Raw genomic sequence first — 17,504 nt, forward strand, 5'->3', positions numbered from 1 at the left:
AGTACTAGATGGACAACTGGTCACGGCGCACCGTCCTGAGCACGATCGGGCTCACGGGCGTCGGCGCGGCACTCGCCGCCTGCGGCGCGTCCTCGGGATCGGCCGAGGGCACCCTGAACGTGCTGTTCATGCAGCAGGCGGGGTACTCCGAGGCGGACATCTCGGGGATGACCGCGCAGTTCGAGAAGGACAACCCGAAGATCAAGATCAACAAGACCTTCGTGGCGTACGAGGCGCTCCGGGACAAGATCGTCGCGTCCGCCCCGGCCGGCACCTTCGACGTCGTCCTCATCGACGTGATCTGGCCCCCCGAGTTCGCGGAGAAGAAGCTCCTGGCCGACCTCACCCCCCGGGTGCCGGCCGAGTGGAAGACCCAGATGCTCGAAGGGGCGCTGTCCACGGCCGTCCACAAGGACAAGTTCTACGGCGTGCCGTGGATCCTGGACGCCAAGTACCTCTACACCAACACCGAGCACCTCACCCGCGCCGGGCTCGCCCCGACCGCGCCGGCCACCTGGGCGGGCGTGGTCGAGGCGGCCCGCGCGATCAAGGCCAAGGGGGTCGCGAAGTACCCCCTGATCTGGAGCTGGAAGCAGACCGAGGCCGTGATCTGCGACTACACCCAGCTGCTCGGCGCCTTCGGGGGCACGTTCCTCGACGCCGCCGGCAAGCCCGCCTTCAACACCGGCGGCGGGGTCAAGGCCCTGCAGTTCATGAAGTCCACCCTCGACGAGGGGCTGAGCAACCCGGCCTCCCTGGAGAGCCTGGAGGACGACGTCGCCAAGGCGTTCCCGAACGGCGACGCCTCCTTCGTCCTGAACTGGACCTTCATGTGGGCCAAGACCCAGGACGAGAAGGAGAGCAAGGTCAAGGGCAAGGTGACCATCGGACAGACCCCGGCCGGCGACGGCGGGAAGCGGCCCGGGTGCAACGGGTCCATGGCGCTGTCCGTGCCGGCGACCAGCAAGAAGCAGGACGACGCCTGGAAGTACATCCAGCACCTGACGAGCGCGCCGGTCCAGGAGCAGTACGCCAAGAGCTCCCTGCCGGTGTGGAAGGCCTCCTACACCAAGGACTCCGTGGTGGCCACCAGCCCGGAGACCGTCGCGGCGGCGAAGGCCGAGCTCGACTCGCTGATCCTGCGGCCCGGCGTGAACCACTACAACGCCGTGTCCCAGATCCTCCAGGGCGAGATCCACAACGCCCTGCTGGGCCGCAAGCCCGTCCAGAAGGCCCTGGACGACGCTGCGGCGGCGGCCGCGAGCGAGCTCAAGTGACCGACCAGCTCAACCGTGTCGCCCCGCCCCGGGAGCAGGGGACGCCCACGCGTCCCGCGCGCCCGGGGCGGGGCGAGGCCCGCTTCGCACTCTTCCTCCTGCTCCCGGCCGCGTTCGTCGTCTTCGGCGTCGTCGTGTACCCGGTCGTGCGCACCCTCGTCATGTCCGTCCTGGACGTCGACGGCCCGCTCGACGACAGCACCCCGTTCGTGGGCGTGTCCAACTACGCCGAGGCGCTCGCCGACCCCGGGTTCTGGCGCGCCGTGTGGCAGACCTCGTACTTCTCCCTCACCTCGATCTTCTTCGAGATCGTGTTCGGGGTGGGCATCGCGCTGCTGCTCAACGCGCCGCTGCGCGCCCGGTGGCTGTTCCGGGCCATCGTGATCGTGCCGTGGGCGCTGCCGACGATCGTGTCCGGGGCCATGTGGCGCTACATCTTCTCCGGGCAGTACGGGGCGCTCAACGCCCTGTTGACCCAGGTGGGGCTGATGGACGAGTACCGGTCGTGGCTCGGGGCGGACCCGTTCCTCGCCCTGAACATGGTGATCGCCGCCGACGTCTGGAAGAACACCTCTCTGGTGGCGTTCCTGCTGCTCGCGGGCCTGCAGAACATCCCGTCCGACCTGTACGAGGCGGCCCGGATCGACGGGGCCGGCCCGATCCGGTCGTTCTTCTCGATCACCGTGCCGATGCTGGTACCGAGCATCGTGATCGTCCTCGTGCTGCGCACCATCGACACGGTGCGCATCTTCGACATCGTCTACATCATCACCGGGGGCGGGCCCGCGAGCGGGACGCAGACGGTGGCGTTCTACACCTACGTCCGGGCGTTCTCCGACCAGCGGCTCGGCTACGGTTCGGCGCTGTCGTACCTGGTCACGGCCGTGGTGCTGGTGCTGTCCATCGTCTATCTGCGGACGCTGCGCAAGAGGGGGGCCCTGCTGTGAGGTACAAGATCTTCATCCACGCCGCCGCCGCGTTCGTGTCCGTGGTGTTCCTCGCCCCGCTGGCCTGGCTCGTCCTCGCCAGCGTGTCCGAGCCCCGCGACCTGCTCGCCCGGCCGCTGCACTGGATCCCCGAACACCCCACCTGGTCGCGGTACGACGCCATCGCCAACTCCGGCGGTTCCGACGTGGCCGGCATGTTCCGCCAGTCCATGGGCAACAGCGTCGTCGTCGCCCTCGGCACGGTCGCCGTGTCCATGGTCGTCGGAGTGCTCGGCGGCTACGCGCTGGCGCGGCTGCGGTTCCGGTTCCGGCGGAGCACGATGGTGGCGTTCCTGATCGCGTACATGCTGCCCCCGATCGCGCTGCTCATCCCGTTGTACCTGGTGCTCACCCAGTTGCAGCTCCTCGACAGCAAACTCGGCCTGATCGTCGTGTACACCTCGTTCACCACGCCCTTCGTACTCTGGATCATGACGAACCAGTTCCTGGCACTCCCCGTCGAACTGGAGGAGGCCGCCCGGGTCGACGGGTGCAGCCGGCTCGGCGCCCTGGTCAGGGTCGTCCTGCCCGTCGCCCGGCCCGGCCTGTTCGCGACCATGATGTTCACGTTCCTGATGTCCTGGGACGAGTTCCTCTACGCCCTGATCTTCACGGCCACCCCCGACGCGAAGACCGTGCCCGTCGCGATCGCCGAGTTCACCGGCCGCTACAGCGCCGACTTCGGGCTCGTCGCGGCCGGCGGCGTCCTCGCCACCCTGCCCCCGGTCCTGCTCGCCCTGGCCTTCCAGCGCTACGTGGTCGACGGGCTGGCGGCGGCGTCCGTGAAGGGCTGAGACACTTGGTGTCCACACTCCGTTACCACTCGCGAAGGCGGCAAGATGGCTAGGGTCTCTGGCTCGTCCCGGCTCCTCGGAGCCATCAACGAGTCCGCCGCGCTCGCGCACCTGCTCGACAGCGGCCCGCTGACCCGCGCCGACCTGCGCGCGCTCATCGGCCTGTCCAAGCCGTCCACCTCCGAGGTGCTCCGCCGGCTCCAGGACGCCGGGCTGGCCCTGACCGTCGGGCGCACCCAGAGTGGCGGCCCCGGACCCACCGCCGAGATCTACGCGGCCAACCCCGAGGCCGGGTACGCCGCCGCCGTGTCCGTGCGCAAGGCCTCCACCGTCGCCGCCGCCGTCTGCGACCTGACCGGCGCCCCGCGCGGCCGGATCGAGATCGCGGTCGACTTCGCGGCCACCGACCCCGTCGCCGCCGTCACGGGCGCGGTCGAGGAGGTGTGCCGGCGCGCGGGGCTGCGGGTCGACCAGCTCGACCACGTCCAGATCGCGATCCCCGGCTCCCACGACGAGCGGACCGACGTCGTCCGGCACATCCACGTGCCCGGCTGGGAACGCCCGGGGCTGCTCGGCGAGATCCGCCGGGGGTACCGGGCCTCGCACGTCGACAACGACGTGAACCTCGCGGCCGTCGCCGAACGGCACCGGGGGGTGGCCTCCGCCGACCCCGCCGCCGGGTTCGCGATGCTGTGGCTCGGGGAGGGCGTCGGGCTGGCCATCGACCTCGGGGGGACGTTGCTGCGCGGGGCGCGGCAGGGGGCCGGCGAGATCGGGTACATGCCGGTCGGGCTGCCCGGGGCCGCCCGACGGCCGGACTTCGAGGAGCTGGTCGGGGGGCCGGCCGTGCTGGGGTTGGCGGCGGAGTACGGGTTCGTCGCCGGGACCGCGCACGAGGTGGTCGGGCTGGCGGTGGCCGGGATCCTGGGGGCGGCCGGCGGCGAGCAGGGTGGGGGGCCTGGCGGGGCCGGCGTCGCGGGGGCGGCGGATGGTGCCGGCGTCGCGGGGGCGGTCGGCGCGGAGCTCCGTGGGGCACCCGCGCGGGCGGGGTCCGTGGCCCTCGGCGGGGACACCGACTCGGCCGCCGGGCGGGGCAGAGCATTCATCGGGGTACTGGCCGAGCGGATCGCCGTCGGGCTGGCCGCTGTCGTGGCGGTGCTCGACCCGCCCCTGGTCGTACTCGCCGGGGACGTGTCCCAGGCCGGCGCGGACCCGCTGCGCGCGGCGGTCGAGGCGGCGCTGGGCGAACTCGGGGAGCTGCGGACACCGATCGCCGTGACCGGGGTGGACGACGACGCGGTGCTGTTCGGGGCACTGGAGGCGTCGTTGGCGGCCGTGCGGGAGGCGCTGTTCGCCCGCCTGGGCCGCCCCGTGTTCTGAGACGGGTTCTGACGACCTCGACCCTGATCACAGGCCCGTTTCCGACACCGGTCAAGGTTCCCGCGCGGGCTCGGTCATCGCCCACTGGTGGCTCAGCAGGCTCCGACGGACGGACGGCTGTCGACCTGGGCGCACCCACCCGCGCCGGGCTCTCCTGCTGGTGGGGCACTTCGGCCTTGCGGTCAACTGGGCACCGGCGTGGCGGCCGGGGTCGCGCTGCGCTGCCGGGGTGCGGGAGCTGGCCAACGCTCCAGTTTGGCGAGCCGCTCGGCCGCCAAGCATGCTCGGACCAGTCCGGCCCGCATGTAGCTGGCATTCACTCCGCACCGGAACACGTAGAACAACACGAGGTTGATCGCGCTGACGGCGATGGCGTAGACGAGTTCATCCTGAAGCTTGCCGGTGTAGATCAGTAGGCCGATGGTCCAGCAGGACACGCCGTAGAAGGCTGCCGTGCCCGCCCAGCCGCGTAGCGCCGTCACTCCAGCCACTCCGGGCCGGGCCAGGTCGCTCGGGTCCCGCGGCACAGTGGTCAATCCGGCTGAGATCGCCCGTCGCAGCGCCGACGCGGCGAAGCGGGAGACGAGCAGGTTGCAGATGAAGGTGGCCGTGATTCCGAGGGCGGTGCAGATCGGCCACCATGTTCGCTGTATCAGCGTCGGCGCGAGGGTCAGAACGGCGGGCACCAGGGTCATGGAGCGCAATGCCCACTCCGCTGCGAGCGCCTGGCGGCGCAGCTGGCGGTCGACGATGCCCGTGATGAGTGGCGTGAGCCCCGCGAACAGGTTCTGGTAGTACTTGGAGCCGGCGAAGATGAAACTCAGGCACACCAAACGGGCGGGCAGACTCCCCCACGCGTCTGGGATCTTGTAGTCGGCGGCGCGGATGTCGTCGAGGAACGGGATGCTGTCCTTGTTCGATCCGGCTGTCTTCTGCACGGCCTCAATGGCCTTGGTTGCCCAGTTCCAGCCGAGGTCACGCATCCACCACATCACGATGAGCGAGGCGGCGACGAAGAAGGCGTACCCACTGATCGTCGCCCACCAGCGCAGCCAGCGCAGATGCCGGCCCTCGCGACGGTGCTGCCACAGTCGCCGCTGTTCGGCGGGGGCGCCCGAGAGCGGACGGAACAACTCGCGGACGTGCACGTACCAGGGTGCGTGGGAACTGACCAGGCTTTCCTTCCGGATGGTCCGAACGGCGGTCAGCTCTCCGACGAAGAAGGATCGAAGTTGCGCGTACAGTGGCCGGCCGGCCTTCGGCTCGAAGACCAGCAGCCGACGGGCCGGATCGTGGTCGATCAGGTCCTCGATGAACCGGGCCAGCAGCGGCGCCTCGGAGTAGAAGTCGTCCGGCGTGGTGCCGTCCGACGAGTTCGGCACCCCGGCGAAGGTGACCAGGAGCTGACCGAGGGAGTAGAGGTCTGCGCGGTGCGCGTCGGCCCGCCCAGCTCGTAGCTCTGGAGCGACGTAGCGGGCTCCCGGTCCAGCTCGGCCTGGAATGGCCTGAGTATGCAGGTAGTTCGAGCCCAGGTCGATCAGGCGGAACACCGCCTTCTCCCCGTGGTGCTGGACGAGAACGTTCGAAGTGGAAAGGTCGCCGTGGTGCAGGCCACGCCCCTCCAGCTCGGTCAGCGCCGCGAAGAGCTGCTCTCCGAGTTCTTCGAGGACGTCCAGCCTCAGTCCGGTGCCGCCGTCTTCCTCCAGCCTGCGCTCGACATGTACGTCGAGCGGCACCCCGTCGATCAGGTCCATGAGGATCCAGGAGTCGCTACTCGCCCACACGCGCACCAGGTGCCTCAGCTCGCCGGTCTCGGCTCCGAAGGTCCGCTGGTAACGGACGGTGGCCCGGGCGATGGTCGGGATCCGCAAGTAGGGATAGACGATGCACTTCAGCGCGAAGCTGGTCCGGCGCCCGTGCCGCAGGCTGGTGTGCCCGGCGAGGATGAAGGACGTGGTGCCGTGCTCGTGAAAGCGCAGGCTGCCCGGATCGACCATGTCCCACTCTCGCGCGGCCTCCGTCCGCTGGTCTGGATCGCCGAGATTCGGCAGGTCGGTGGGGAAGCCTCCCGGGGTGTACAACCGGTGGATGCACCGCTGGACCTCCGGCTCGGCCGTCAACGGGTGGCAGTCTTCGGCGCAGTCATGCTCGAAGCCGGAGCCCATCCGACTGTCCTCGGAGAACCTGAGACAGATGAGCGTGAGCAGAAGTAGTCCGAGAAAGCCTCCGACCGGACCTGCCGGTCTGTCGACCCGCAGCTCAGCGATCAGCTCATCGGGGTGAATCTCGAACCGATCGTGGAAGGCGTTGGCGTCCTGGGGAAGATCGGCCAGCGCTGCTCGCCAATCCTCAGTCCTCCACTTCGCCAGCGCCGTCCACCGGCGGTGTTGCCACTCCGACAGCAGCGTTCGGACGGGGGAGGCTGAGCGGACTGGAGCCATATTCTCTTCTCACAAAGGTGAACCGGGGCACAGCCTGCACCCCACCAGACCGGACCTGTCTCGGGTCGATGCCCTCGATCGCGCAGCAGACCACTTCGTAGCCACCTCTGGCACCGGTCAGAAGCGGACCGAGGTGCAGTTCGTGCCGTTTCACCTCCGACATCCAGGGCAGCGGCGCCAGGTCCAACACGTAGGGCGGGTCGCCGGGCTCCCGCATCCGGGCCTGGAGCTGCTCGCGATCACTGCGGTACTTCCGGACCGCGGCCATGTAGCTGTCTCCCAGGTTCGGCTGGAGCCTTTCCAGGTGGCGGCGGGTGAGGTAGTGCGCAAGACTGTGGCGCTGCCGGGGCGGCCGGATTGGTCTGGTACTCAGCGAGAGCACGTGTGTGCAGCCGTCGTTCACCGCGAGCTGAAACGGATGTGCGGTCAGCACGCCGCCGTCCACCGCCCGAAAGTCGCGGAACGTCGTCGTGCCGCGGATGGCTACCGGTAGCCACATACTGGCCTTCAGTGCCGCCATCACTTCCGTTGCGGAGCCGAATTCCGACGCCGTCTCCGTTCGCACATGATCCACGTTGGTGATCGCGATGTGGAACGGGACCACCGAGTCGAGGAGAGCGGCGACATCCAGTGGCTTGACCTTGCCGACCACGTCGTCGAGCGCGAAGTCGATGTTCAACACATTGCCGGTCAGCAGTCGGCGGAAGTCGACGAACTTAGGGGTACTCAGGTCGTCGAAGTAGATCGAGAGCGGGTACCACGTGTTGCCACAGATGTAGTAGGCGCAGTTGATCGCCCCGGATGAGGCACCATATATTGCATCGAACGCGGTGAACGGTAGGCCGAGATCCTCAAGCGCGGCCAGCATCGCCGCGGAGACCACACCACGCATTCCTCCACCCTCGACGGCCAGACCGATCCGGTATCCGTCGGCCCGCCCGCCCGGCAGGTCGGGGTGGCGAAGTCTGCCCCGGAGTGCCTCCAGGACCGGGTGAGACTGCAGCCAGTGCCCGTTGTCCATCCATCCCTCCATGCGTCAGACGCGTTAGAGAATCCATATTTTACGATGGAAGGTCCAAGTTCAAGCGAGGGATATGTCGGCAATATTACAATTGTTAGGTACCCGGGGCCGTTCCGACAGTTGGCATCAGCCAGCGGATTCGGGCCGCACCTGAACCATGTCCTGGATACCGGAACTGACGTCACCGCAGACCACCTCAGCCGCTGTCAGATGACCGACATCGCCACCGCGAACAGCAAATGCCGTGGCCGTTCTACTGCTCTCCCCGACTGCGAGGTCCGGCTGATCTACGGTCGGACGAGGACCGCAGCGGACAACAGCGTTCGTCGGCGTGTTGCTCGTCGCCGCATACGTGGTCGTGGACTCCAGTTATCTCATGTCGAACGGCTGCATCGGCGACCACGGGCAGATGGTCTGCCCCACCAGCGGCCCGGACTGGGCCCGACCCCTACCTGGCTCGGTGGCGGCGATGGGCCTGGTCGTCGGCCTCACTGGTCTCGCCGTCGGCCGCCCGATCCGTGCGGGGGCTCTGATCGCCGGCTGGAGCTGACGGCGGCGGCCCCTGCCGCAGCCGGATGCTGAGCGCCGGACAGCCGGAAACCGGGTGCGCCTGACAGGTACACCCGGCAGCCGGGGTGTCGTGCGGCCCGACGCACCAGTTCGACCACGACTGCCAGTACCCGGCGCCCTCCACCCTCAAGTACGCCGTCGCCGACTCCGCGCTGGCGATCATGGCGAAGGCGCTCGGGCACGACGCCGACGCCTCCACGCTCAACGCCAGGGGCCAGAACTACCGCAACCTGTTCGACCCGAGCATCGGGTTCTTCCGCCCCCGCGACAGTGGTGGCGCGTGGGTATCCCCGTACAACCCGACCGATGGTGGGCACAAGTTCCACGAGGCGGGGGCCTACCAGTACCAGTGGATGGTGCCGCAGCACCGCCCGCACCAAGTGGGTCAACGGGGCGTACGACTACTACCACCCCCACCCAGACCACCGACACCGCCGCCCGGATCTACGAGCTCCGGGTGTACGGCGGGTGAGCACCTGGCGGAACGGACCTGTGCCCGTCCACTCCGGACAGTCGCGGGTCCGCACCGGCTCTCGTCCCCGGTGCGGACCCGCGACCCCGTCACCCGGATCCGGGTCACCGGAGTGACCAGCCCTGGTCCGCCGGTGTCTCTTCCGCCCCGTCGTCACGCCCCCGTCTGCCCGCCCTGACTACCCGTGGACGCGTTCGGCTTCTGGTTTGTGCGCCTCGATGGTGTGATCGAAGCCGAACAGGGCGCGAGCAGACCACGACGCGCTTAGGGCTCCGGCCAACTCCCGCCGCAGGTCGCCCTCACCGGGGAGGGCGAAGCGCGGCACGGGTCCCCGGCCGGATCAGGCCAGGCTCGTCCGGCGGCGCAGGATCCAGACCGCCCGGATGGTCACCGAGGCCGCGGCGGCCAGCGACACGGCGAAGACCCCCACCGCTGCGGTTCTGCTGAACGCGAAGGCGAGCACGATCGGCGCCACCAGCGACGCCAGACGTCCCGCGTAGCCCGCGGCCACCATGCCGAGGGCACGTTCGGCGGGGTCCGTGCCGTAGGTGACGGCGAGGTTCGCCCCGGCGATGCCGAAACCGGTGGTGATGCCGCACAGGCCGAACAGGATGTACATCCAGGGCGAGTCGGCCGGGATGAGTACGCCGATCAGCATCGCCGTCGTCCCGGCCACCATGCCGATCAGGAAGCAGCGCCGCCAGCCCAGCGCCGCGGCCAGGTTCCCGAAGACCGACGCGAGCAGGACCGAGGTGAGGTCGCGGACCAGCAGCAGCGCCGCCAGCGGCAGCGGGTTGCCGGTGGTGACCAGGATCAGCGCCACGAACGAGTTGGTCGTGATGAACAGGACCGACAGCAGCACGTTGTACATCGCGCCGGCCTGTACCAGGGAGCTGCGGCGCAGTACCCCGAAGGCCGCCGCGTAGGTCTGCCGCCAGGGCGGGCGCCGCTGGCCCTCGCCGAACCGCCAGTGCGGTACCGCCGCGGCGAGCCCCAGGCAGGCGAGACTCGCCACGCCGACGAACCACAGCAGTGTGCTCGGTTCGCTGGTGACGACGACGAGCCCGGCGACGCCCATGGCGCCGATCCGCTGGACGGCGCCGTTCCAGCCCTGCAGGTGCGCGGAGCGTTCCGGCGGTACCGACTCGCTCAGTGCCGCCATCAGCGCCGACGTCTGCGCCCCGAGGCCGACGCCGTAGAGGATCAGGGCCAGAGCCAGGACCCACGCCGCGTCGGCCAGGGCCATCAGCGCCGACGAGCCGAGCAGCATCACCGCGCCGAGGGAGATGACAGCCCGGCGCCCGACGGCGTCGGAGATGGCCGCGAACGGGGTCTCGGCGATCAGCCCGGTCAGGCTGGGCAGGGCCAGGAGTGCCCCGATCGCTATGGCGTCGACGTGCAGGTCGTCGAGACGCAACGGCACCACGACCTGGACGAGGGTGAGGGTGAGGAAGGTGAACAGGACCAGGAGCAGACTGCGGGCGGGACCCAGTTCCGGGGTGGGCCTCATCCCTTGAGTCCGCTGCGGGCCATGCCCTCGACGAAGTACTTCTGCAGGAACATGAACAAGACCATGATCGGGATGGTGGCGAGGGTCGCGCCGGCGAAGACCACACCCCAGTTGGGCAGCTCGCCGGGGACCGTGTTCTGGGCGATGGCGACCTGGATGACCTGGTTCTCCGGGCTCTGGGCGATGACCAGGGGCCAGAGGAACGCGTTCCAGGAGGCCAGGAACGTGATCAGGGCGAGGGTGGCCAGGGCCGTGCGCACATTGGGCAGCATGATGCTGCGGAATATCCGCCAGTGCCCGGCGCCGTCGAGCATCGCCGCCTCGTCGAGTTCGCGGGGCACGTCCAGGAACGCCTGACGGAGCAGGAAGATGCCGAACGGGGACGCGATCCACGGCACGAAGACGCCCCACAGGCTGTCGTTGAGGCCGAGCTGGGTGGCGACGTGGTACATCGGGACCACCAGGGCCTCGCTGGGCACCAGGAAGGTGGTCAGGATGACGCCGAACAGCAGGGTGCGGCCCCGGAAGTCGATCCGGGTCAGCGCGTAGGCGGCCAGGCTGCACACGATGACCGTGCAGACGACCTGGGCGGCGGAGACCAGCAGCGAGTTGAGCATCGCCCGGCCGAGGTCACGCTCTACGAACAGGTCGACGTAGTTGTCCAGCGTCGCCGGGTGCGGCAGGAACGTCCAGATCGACAGGCCCGAGGCGTCCTTGAAGATCGAGTCCTGCGACTTCAGGGACGACCCGACCATCCACAGGTAGGGCGTGAGGAACACGGCGCAGAGCACAGCCGCGATGACCCCGTTCCACCAGCGGAGGCGGCGCCGGGCGCGAGGGAGGGTGCCGGGGACCATCAGGAACTCTCCTTCGTGCGCAGCAGGAACAACTGGACCGAGCTGACGACGAGGATGATGGCCATCAGCAGCACCGACAGTGCCTCGGCGTAGCCGGCCCGCAGGTAGGTGAACGCGGACTGGTAGATGTAGTAGACGAACAGGACCGTCGAGCTCTCCGGTCCCCCGCCGGTCATCACGTAGGCCGGCGCGAACGCCTGGAATGAGAAGACCGTCATGATCACGACCACGAAGAGGGTGGTACGCCGCAGCAGCGGCAGCTTGACCCGCCAGAACGTCTGCCAGGGGTTCGCGCCGTCGATGGACGCGGCTTCCAGGAGTTCGCCGGGAATCGACTGCAGCCCGCTGAGGAACAGGATCATGGCGAAGCCGACCTGTGCCCACACGGTCATCACGACCAGCGACGGCAGCGCCTGGCCGGTGCTGGTCACGAAGGGTTGCGGGTCGATGCCGACCGCGCCGAGCACGGTGTTGGCCAGCCCGTGACCGGGGTCGAGGAGGAAGGTCCACAGGGTCGCGATCACCACGACGGAGGTCACGACGGGGGTGAAGATCAGCGCCCGCAACGCCTTCACGCCGCGGAAACGCTGGTTGACGAAGAGCGCCAGGGCGAGCCCCAGCGGGATCACCAGCACGACCAGGCCGAGAGAGAACAGGACCGTGACCTGGAGGGACTTGACCACCATCGGGTCATCGAGCAGCGCCCGATAGTTGTCGAGGCCGACCGAGGTGGCCTCGTCGGGATTCAGGAACGAGAACTTGCGGGTGGAGTCGCGCACCATCGTCGCGAGGGGCCAACCCTGGAAGATCACCAGCAGCAGCAGGAACGGGCCCAGAAACGCCGCAGCGGTCAGGTAGGTCTTGAAACGCCTCATCCGTGTGTCACCTAGCTGTTCTTTCCGGTGGTTCCGCCAGCGCCCGGACCGGGCCGCGCGCTGGCGGAACCACTAGGAGGGGTGGGTCCTGGCTGCTAGCCCTTGCCCGCGATCTGCTCGAACTGCTTGACGGCCTTGTCGAGCGTCGCCGCGACGTCGCCGCCGTAGGCGATGTCGCGCATCGCGCTGGTCACGATCGAGTCGTACTGGGCGTAATGGGGGCCCGGGGGTCGGGGCTGGCCCCACTGCTCCAGCTCGTTCCTGTAGATCGCCAGGGGGTAGCTGTCGTACTGCGGCAACTGCGTGAACAGCGACTTCAGTACCGGCATGGAGTGGTCGCCCTGCGAGTTCTTCAACTGTTCCGGGCCACTGGCCACGAACATGACGAACTCGGCGGCCTCCTTCGGGTGCTTGCTGCGGGCACCGACGCCCAGGGTCAGGCTGCCGGTCTGGGTGATCGGCGTGGTGACGTAGGGCAGCGGCGTGACACCGGTCTTGAACGTGGCGTCGGGGGCGAGCAACTTGCCGATGTACGACGGCTGCTGGATGTCGAAGCACGCCTTGCCATCGGCGTAGGCGTTGGGGATGCCGGCCTTCGGCGAGATGCCGTACTTGTTGAAGATGTCCTGGTAGATCTGGGCACCCCGGGCGGCTTCCGGGGTGTTGAGCCAGCCGTTGATCGTCTTGCCGTCCGGGGCGAGCGCCCAGAACGTCTTGTAGAGGCTGGACTGCTGGTCGGCCTTCGGGTCACCGGCCGAGCGAAGGAAGTTCAGCGACACGTAGGACGGGCCGGGCGTGCCGTTGCCCGACTGGGTGGGCGCCAGGCCCCAGACCTTGGCGTTGCCCGCCGGGCCGACCTGGCACTTGCGCATCGCGTCGATGGCCTGGTCCCAGGTCCACGCCTTGTCCAGGCTGTCGGGCGGGGTGATCCCGAGCTTGTCGAGCATGTCCTTGTTGTAGATCAGCGCGAGCGCCGACTGGCGGATGCCGGGGCTGTAGAGGCGCCCTTCGTAGGTGTGCTCCTTGATGGTCGCCGGGATGATGTCGGCGCGGATCGCCGCGGTGATCGCGGCGTCCATCGGGGCGATCACCCCCCGGGAGGCGTAGGTGGCCGTGTTGGGGCCGTCGTAGGTGTAGACGTCCGGCGGCGTCGGCGAACCGGCGATCACGTTGATCTTGTCGGCGAGCTGCCCGAACGGCACCTCGGACACCTTGATCTCGATACAGGGGTGCGCGGCCTCCCAGTCCTTGAGCACGCTGGGCGCGGGCGGCGTGTCCTGTGCGCGCAGCAGGTTCAGCGTCACGACCTTGTCGCAACCGGGCTTGCTCGCCGTGTCCTTCGCTGCCGTGCAGGCCGTGCCGAGCAGCAGGACCGCGAGTCCCACGGCGCCGATACGCATCAGTTTCACGGGCGTTCCTCTCTTGCGGGGGGGGTTCTTTCGGGGGGCGGAGCGGGTGGCGCCCGTCAGCGCTGTGACCGCGCGGGAAAGGCGAGGGCTTCGAGGAGGAACGCCACGAACAGCTCCCGGTTGGCGCCGAGTGCGACGTGCGCCGTCGCCGGGGACCGGGCCGGGACGCGGGTGTCGACGACCAGTTGGCCGACGGTCAGTTCGCCGGTGGTCTCGATGTCCGTCGGGTAGTGCCCGACGTGCTCGAGTACCGACGGGTGGATCAGCGCCGCCACGCACAGGGCGTCGTGCACCGGCGCGGAGTGCGGCAGATCCAGTGGCGCGTGCGTGTCGTGCGCGTGGATGCGCTGGCGGATGAACGCGACGGCGGCGGTGGCCGCGGGCGTACCCACCTGATCGAGCTTGTCGCAGTCGACGTCTGTGACCAGGGCCTCGTGGGTCGCGTCGAGCGGGACCACCGTGATGTCGCGGACCCCGGAGCGCAGGACCACCCGGGCGGCCTCCGGGTCCATCCACAGGTTGGACTCGGCGGCGGCGGTGCGGTTGGTCCTGCGGTGGCCGCCGCCCATCAGCACGATCCGCGGGATCCTGTCCACGATCCGCGGCTCCAGGCGGATCGCCTGGGCGACGTTGGTCAGCGGGCCGGTCGGGACCAGGACCGTGTCCGGGCCGAGCGGACCCATGTAGGTCTCGACCAGGAACTCCGCGGCGTTGTCGCTCGCGACGGTCGAGGTGGCGGGCGGCAGGTTGAGGTACTCGCCATGCCAGTCGCTGGCCTTGCGCCGGGTCACCCCGTCGGGGAAGCAGTCGCGTTCCAGCGGCAGCGCGGCCCCCCGGTGCACCGGCACGTCGACGCCGATGTGATCGAGGACCCGCAGAGTGTTCTCGGTGGTGTTGGGCAACGGCACGTTGCCGTTGACCGTGCCCACACCGACCAGTTCGAGGCCCGGGTGCAGGGCGGCGCACATGATCGCCACCGCGTCGTCGGTGCCGGTGTCCACGTCGAGGATGAGTCGGGTCGTCATGGGTTCCCCCCGTGGTGTGTGATGAACCGCCGCACGTCGGCGGCGGACGGAATCGATTCCTGCGTGCCGGATCTGGTCACCGAGAGCGCGGCGGCGGCGCTGGCCCAGCGGACCGCGCCAGGCACCCCCAGCCCGTCGCGGAGCCCGGCCGCGAACGCGCCGACGAAGGTGTCGCCCGCCCCGACCGTGTCGACCGCGGCCACCCGGAAGGCGGGTTGGTGTCGCTCGGTGCCGTCGCGGTAGGTGCGCGCCCCGTCGGCGCCGGCCGTGACGATCACGCAGGGGACGGGTAGGTCCCGCTGGGGCTGCGGGTGCGGCTTGTTTCGCGGGTCCAGCCGGCGCTGGGGATCCAGATGGGGCTGCGGGTCCGGCCGGCGCTGGGGGTCCGGCCGGTGCCGGGGGTCCGGCCGGTGCCGGGGGTCCGGCTGGTGCCGGGGGTCCGGCTGGTGCTGGGGGCCGGGCCAGCCGAGGACGATCTCGGCCTCGTGTTCGTTGACGATCAGGAAGTCGGTGTGGGACAACAGTTCGGGGAGCTGTGGCGCGGCCGGGGCGGCGTTGAGGATGACCGTGCAGCCCACGGCCCTGGCCCGGCGGGCCGCGATCAGGTTGACCTCGGGACTGACCTCGCCCTGCAGCAACAGGACATCCCCCGCCGCCACCGGCAGGTCGATCAGTTCGAGGGCCCCGTTCGCGCCGGGGTACAGGCCGATCAGGTTCTCGCCCCGGTCATCGACCATGACCAGGGCGGCCCCGGTTCGCTCGGCGCCGAGTTGGACCCCGCTCACATCGACGCCGGACTCCGCGAGCCGCCCCAGCATCGTCCGGGTCTCCGGGTCGTCGCCGACCCGGGCGATCAGACGGGTGGGCGCGCCCTGCCGCGCGCACGACACCGCCTGGTTGGCGCCCTTGCCTCCGAGGTTGGTGACCAACTGCCGTCCGACCAGGGTCTCCCCCGGTTTCGGCAGCGCGGCCATGGTCAGGGTGAAGTCCACATTGAAGCTGCCGACGACCCAGATGGTGTTCACCGTGGTGGAGGACGACCCGGCCGTGGCGGGTGCCGTCTCGGGCACGGTGGAGGACGACTCGGCCGCAGTGAGGGTGGTCCTGGACGCGACGGGTGTCGGCTCGCCGTTGGCCGGTGTGGTCTCGAACATGGCGGGCGTCGGCTCACCCATCGTGGGGGCGGACTCAGACACGGCGGATGTCGACCCACCCATGACAGGCGTGATCCGGGACATGGCCGTTGTCGGCTCAGACATGACGGGTTTCGGGGCTGTCAGGTCGGTTGTCGGCTCAGACATGACGGGTCGTTCCGCGCACGACGAGTTCCGGGTCGAGAATGACGCGGGTGTCGTGCGGCTGTTCGGCGATCTGGAGCAGGAGCAGTTCGGCGGCCCGCCGTCCGAGCTGTGCCGCCGGTTGGCGGATCGTGGTCAGCGGCGGCTCGGTGCACTGTGCGAGGTGGATGTCGTCGAATCCGATCAGTGAGACGTCGGCGGGAACCGACAGCCCGGCCGCGCGCAGGGTCACCATCGCGCCCATCGCCATCAGGTCGTTCGTGGCGAAGACCGCCGTGAACTCCTCCTGTCGCTTGAGCAGTTCGGCGGTTGCCGACTGCCCGCCGGCCATGTCGAGGCTGCCCCGGGCGACCCGGGTCTCGACCGGGTCGATACCGCGCTCGCGCAGCGCGTCCTGATATCCCCAGTAGCGGGCCCGGGAGGCGTCGTTGTCCTGGTCGCCACCGAGGAACGCGACCGTGCGGTGACCGAGGTCGAGGAGGTGCGAGGTGGCCAGGTAGCCGCCCAGCCGGTGGTCGATCTTGACGACGACAGCACCCGGCGACTTGACCTCGCGGTCGACCTGGACGATCGGCGTGCCCTGGGTGAGCTGGGCCAGGCCCTCCGGGGTCAGGTTGGACCCGATCAGCATCAGTCCGTCGACCTGCCGGGCCGCGAGGAGTTTCAGGTACCGCCGCTCGCGCTCGATGGTCGACGACGCGCTACAGATGATCACGACGTAGTCCTGCGCGTCGGTGACCTCCTCGATCCCCGCGGCGATGTCGGCGAAGAACGGGTTGGCCAGGTCCGGCACGATCAGGGCGACCGAACGGCTGGAACCCGACGCGAGGGACCGGGCGACGATGCTGGGCTGGTAGTCCAGACGCTGCATGGCGGCGGTGACCTTCGCCCGGGTCGCCGGGCTGACGTTCGCGACGCCGTTGAGTACGCGCGACACCGTCCCCAGGGCGACGCCGGCCTCGCGGGCCACGTCGTAGATGCTTGCGCCCATCGGACGCCCCTCTCAGATGCAGTGTCATGTGCTGGGACTTTGCGACTGGAAGCGCTTCATTGAAGCGCTTCATCGGAAAGCTAGCGCCCGGTCCGCCCGCAGTCAACGCCCCGGACGGACGAGACTTGTTCGCCGTCTGGACGGACGGTGGCCCTTGCGTCGTTCCCAGATCGTTCGGCCGGGAGTGTCCGGGAAATGGGCTCAGGTGCGCATTCGAAGGCGCGCACTCTCTCGCAGAGGCCGCGAATCGGCGACAACGCGCGACACCCGTTACCCGCACCGGACCTGACGCCAGGGGCGTCGAGGTGCTGCCGTTCTCCACCTCTCCCTCGCCGGGGCGGATCGCGGCGCGGACCGAGCACTGTCACCGGCGGCTGTGGACCACGCCGTCGGACATCGGCCACGACGAGATCACCAGCTGTCGGTCGACGCGAGTGTGGCGCCGGATGGCGGGCGGCGCCCGGTCACCCCAGACCGGTCCGGCCTCGTTCAGGCGCGTGGGCGCTCCGGTGCGGCGACCGTCTCCGTCACCGGTGGCAGGGCGCCGATCTCCGCCTGGAGGCGGGTCGCCGCCGCGCGGTGTCCGGGCTCGACGAGC

General features: G+C 69.5%; 15 protein-coding genes. 6 read left to right on the plus strand and 9 right to left on the minus strand.

The annotated features are described in order from the left end of the window. The first annotated feature begins 8 nt into the window (after positions 1-8). From AB0M43_RS01730 to AB0M43_RS01745, 4 genes are read left to right on the plus strand one after another with little or no spacing between them, the layout of a single operon-like run. Positions 9-1,277, plus strand: a complete 1,269-nt coding sequence (locus tag AB0M43_RS01730; RefSeq protein WP_363720153.1) for an extracellular solute-binding protein — start codon at positions 9-11, stop codon at positions 1,275-1,277. Further along, positions 1,274-2,224 (plus strand): sugar ABC transporter permease, encoded by a 951-nt coding sequence (locus AB0M43_RS01735; protein WP_363720155.1) that lies wholly within the window; start codon positions 1,274-1,276, stop codon positions 2,222-2,224. The genes AB0M43_RS01730 and AB0M43_RS01735 overlap by 4 nt, the downstream gene beginning before the upstream one ends. Further along, a complete protein-coding gene (locus AB0M43_RS01740; RefSeq protein ID WP_363720157.1) occupies positions 2,221-3,057 on the plus strand; it encodes a carbohydrate ABC transporter permease in 837 nt (278 codons plus the stop codon). The genes AB0M43_RS01735 and AB0M43_RS01740 overlap by 4 nt, the downstream gene beginning before the upstream one ends. Positions 3,058-3,102: 45 nt before the next feature. After that, positions 3,103-4,437 carry an ROK family transcriptional regulator gene (locus AB0M43_RS01745; protein WP_363720159.1) on the plus strand — a complete coding sequence of 445 codons (1,335 nt, stop codon included), beginning with the start codon at positions 3,103-3,105 and terminating at the stop codon, positions 4,435-4,437. Between the two features lie 182 nt (positions 4,438-4,619). On the opposite strand, the gene AB0M43_RS01750 is transcribed toward AB0M43_RS01745, so the two are convergent. Further along, positions 4,620-6,602, minus strand: a complete 1,983-nt coding sequence (locus tag AB0M43_RS01750; protein ID WP_363720161.1) for a hypothetical protein — start codon at positions 6,600-6,602, stop codon at positions 4,620-4,622. Between the two features lie 184 nt (positions 6,603-6,786). Beyond that, positions 6,787-7,899, minus strand: a complete 1,113-nt coding sequence (locus tag AB0M43_RS01755) for a patatin-like phospholipase family protein (protein WP_363720163.1) — start codon at positions 7,897-7,899, stop codon at positions 6,787-6,789. A gap of 331 nt (positions 7,900-8,230) precedes the next feature. Between AB0M43_RS01755 and AB0M43_RS01760 the strand changes: the two genes are divergently transcribed. After that, on the plus strand, positions 8,231-8,449 hold the full coding sequence (locus tag AB0M43_RS01760; protein WP_363720165.1) for a hypothetical protein: 219 nt from the start codon (positions 8,231-8,233) through the stop codon (positions 8,447-8,449). Between the two features lie 85 nt (positions 8,450-8,534). Further along, positions 8,535-9,119 carry a glycoside hydrolase domain-containing protein gene (locus AB0M43_RS01765; RefSeq protein WP_363720167.1) on the plus strand — a complete coding sequence of 195 codons (585 nt, stop codon included), beginning with the start codon at positions 8,535-8,537 and terminating at the stop codon, positions 9,117-9,119. A 162-nt stretch (positions 9,120-9,281) separates the two neighbouring features. Here AB0M43_RS01765 and AB0M43_RS01770 read toward each other — a convergent pair whose 3' ends face one another. From AB0M43_RS01770 to AB0M43_RS01800, 7 genes are all read right to left on the minus strand, one after another. Beyond that, on the minus strand, positions 9,282-10,451 hold the full coding sequence (locus tag AB0M43_RS01770) for an MFS transporter (RefSeq protein WP_363720169.1): 1,170 nt from the start codon (positions 10,449-10,451) through the stop codon (positions 9,282-9,284). Beyond that, positions 10,448-11,308: a carbohydrate ABC transporter permease gene (locus AB0M43_RS01775; RefSeq protein WP_363720171.1), complete on the minus strand. Its 861-nt coding sequence runs from the start codon at positions 11,306-11,308 to the stop codon at positions 10,448-10,450. The genes AB0M43_RS01770 and AB0M43_RS01775 overlap by 4 nt, the downstream gene beginning before the upstream one ends. After that, positions 11,308-12,183 carry a sugar ABC transporter permease gene (locus tag AB0M43_RS01780; protein ID WP_363720173.1) on the minus strand — a complete coding sequence of 292 codons (876 nt, stop codon included), beginning with the start codon at positions 12,181-12,183 and terminating at the stop codon, positions 11,308-11,310. The genes AB0M43_RS01775 and AB0M43_RS01780 overlap by 1 nt, the downstream gene beginning before the upstream one ends. 95 nt (positions 12,184-12,278) lie before the next feature. Then, positions 12,279-13,583: a sugar ABC transporter substrate-binding protein gene (locus AB0M43_RS01785; protein ID WP_363720925.1), complete on the minus strand. Its 1,305-nt coding sequence runs from the start codon at positions 13,581-13,583 to the stop codon at positions 12,279-12,281. A 65-nt stretch (positions 13,584-13,648) separates the two neighbouring features. Then, positions 13,649-14,617 carry a nucleoside hydrolase gene (locus AB0M43_RS01790; RefSeq protein WP_363720175.1) on the minus strand — a complete coding sequence of 323 codons (969 nt, stop codon included), beginning with the start codon at positions 14,615-14,617 and terminating at the stop codon, positions 13,649-13,651. Continuing rightward, positions 14,614-15,813 (minus strand): ribokinase, encoded by a 1,200-nt coding sequence (locus AB0M43_RS01795; protein ID WP_363720177.1) that lies wholly within the window; start codon positions 15,811-15,813, stop codon positions 14,614-14,616. Before AB0M43_RS01795 ends, AB0M43_RS01790 begins: the two co-directional genes overlap by 4 nt. 97 nt (positions 15,814-15,910) lie before the next feature. Further along, entirely contained in the window at positions 15,911-16,906 is a 996-nt protein-coding gene (locus AB0M43_RS01800) for a LacI family DNA-binding transcriptional regulator (RefSeq protein ID WP_363720179.1), read from the minus strand. Between the last annotated feature and the right edge of the window lie 598 nt (positions 16,907-17,504).

Source organism: Longispora sp. NPDC051575, from assembly GCF_040681875.1.
Taxonomy (GTDB): domain Bacteria; phylum Actinomycetota; class Actinomycetes; order Mycobacteriales; family Micromonosporaceae; genus Longispora.

Bases quoted from the DNA above. Each gene is read 5' to 3' on its own strand.
- AB0M43_RS01730 (WP_363720153.1), top strand. From the start codon at position 9: ATGGACAACTGGTCACGGCGCACCGTCCTGAGCACGATCGGGCTCACG.
- AB0M43_RS01745 (WP_363720159.1), top strand. From the start codon at position 3,103: ATGGCTAGGGTCTCTGGCTCGTCCCGGCTCCTCGGAGCCATCAACGAG.
- AB0M43_RS01750 (WP_363720161.1), bottom strand. From the start codon at position 6,602: ATGGGCTCCGGCTTCGAGCATGACTGCGCCGAAGACTGCCACCCGTTG.
- AB0M43_RS01755 (WP_363720163.1), bottom strand. From the start codon at position 7,899: ATGGACAACGGGCACTGGCTGCAGTCTCACCCGGTCCTGGAGGCACTC.
- AB0M43_RS01770 (WP_363720169.1), bottom strand. From the start codon at position 10,451: ATGAGGCCCACCCCGGAACTGGGTCCCGCCCGCAGTCTGCTCCTGGTC.
- AB0M43_RS01775 (WP_363720171.1), bottom strand. From the start codon at position 11,308: ATGGTCCCCGGCACCCTCCCTCGCGCCCGGCGCCGCCTCCGCTGGTGG.
- AB0M43_RS01780 (WP_363720173.1), bottom strand. From the start codon at position 12,183: ATGAGGCGTTTCAAGACCTACCTGACCGCTGCGGCGTTTCTGGGCCCG.
- AB0M43_RS01785 (WP_363720925.1), bottom strand. From the start codon at position 13,583: ATGCGTATCGGCGCCGTGGGACTCGCGGTCCTGCTGCTCGGCACGGCC.
- AB0M43_RS01790 (WP_363720175.1), bottom strand. From the start codon at position 14,617: ATGACGACCCGACTCATCCTCGACGTGGACACCGGCACCGACGACGCG.
- AB0M43_RS01800 (WP_363720179.1), bottom strand. From the start codon at position 16,906: ATGGGCGCAAGCATCTACGACGTGGCCCGCGAGGCCGGCGTCGCCCTG.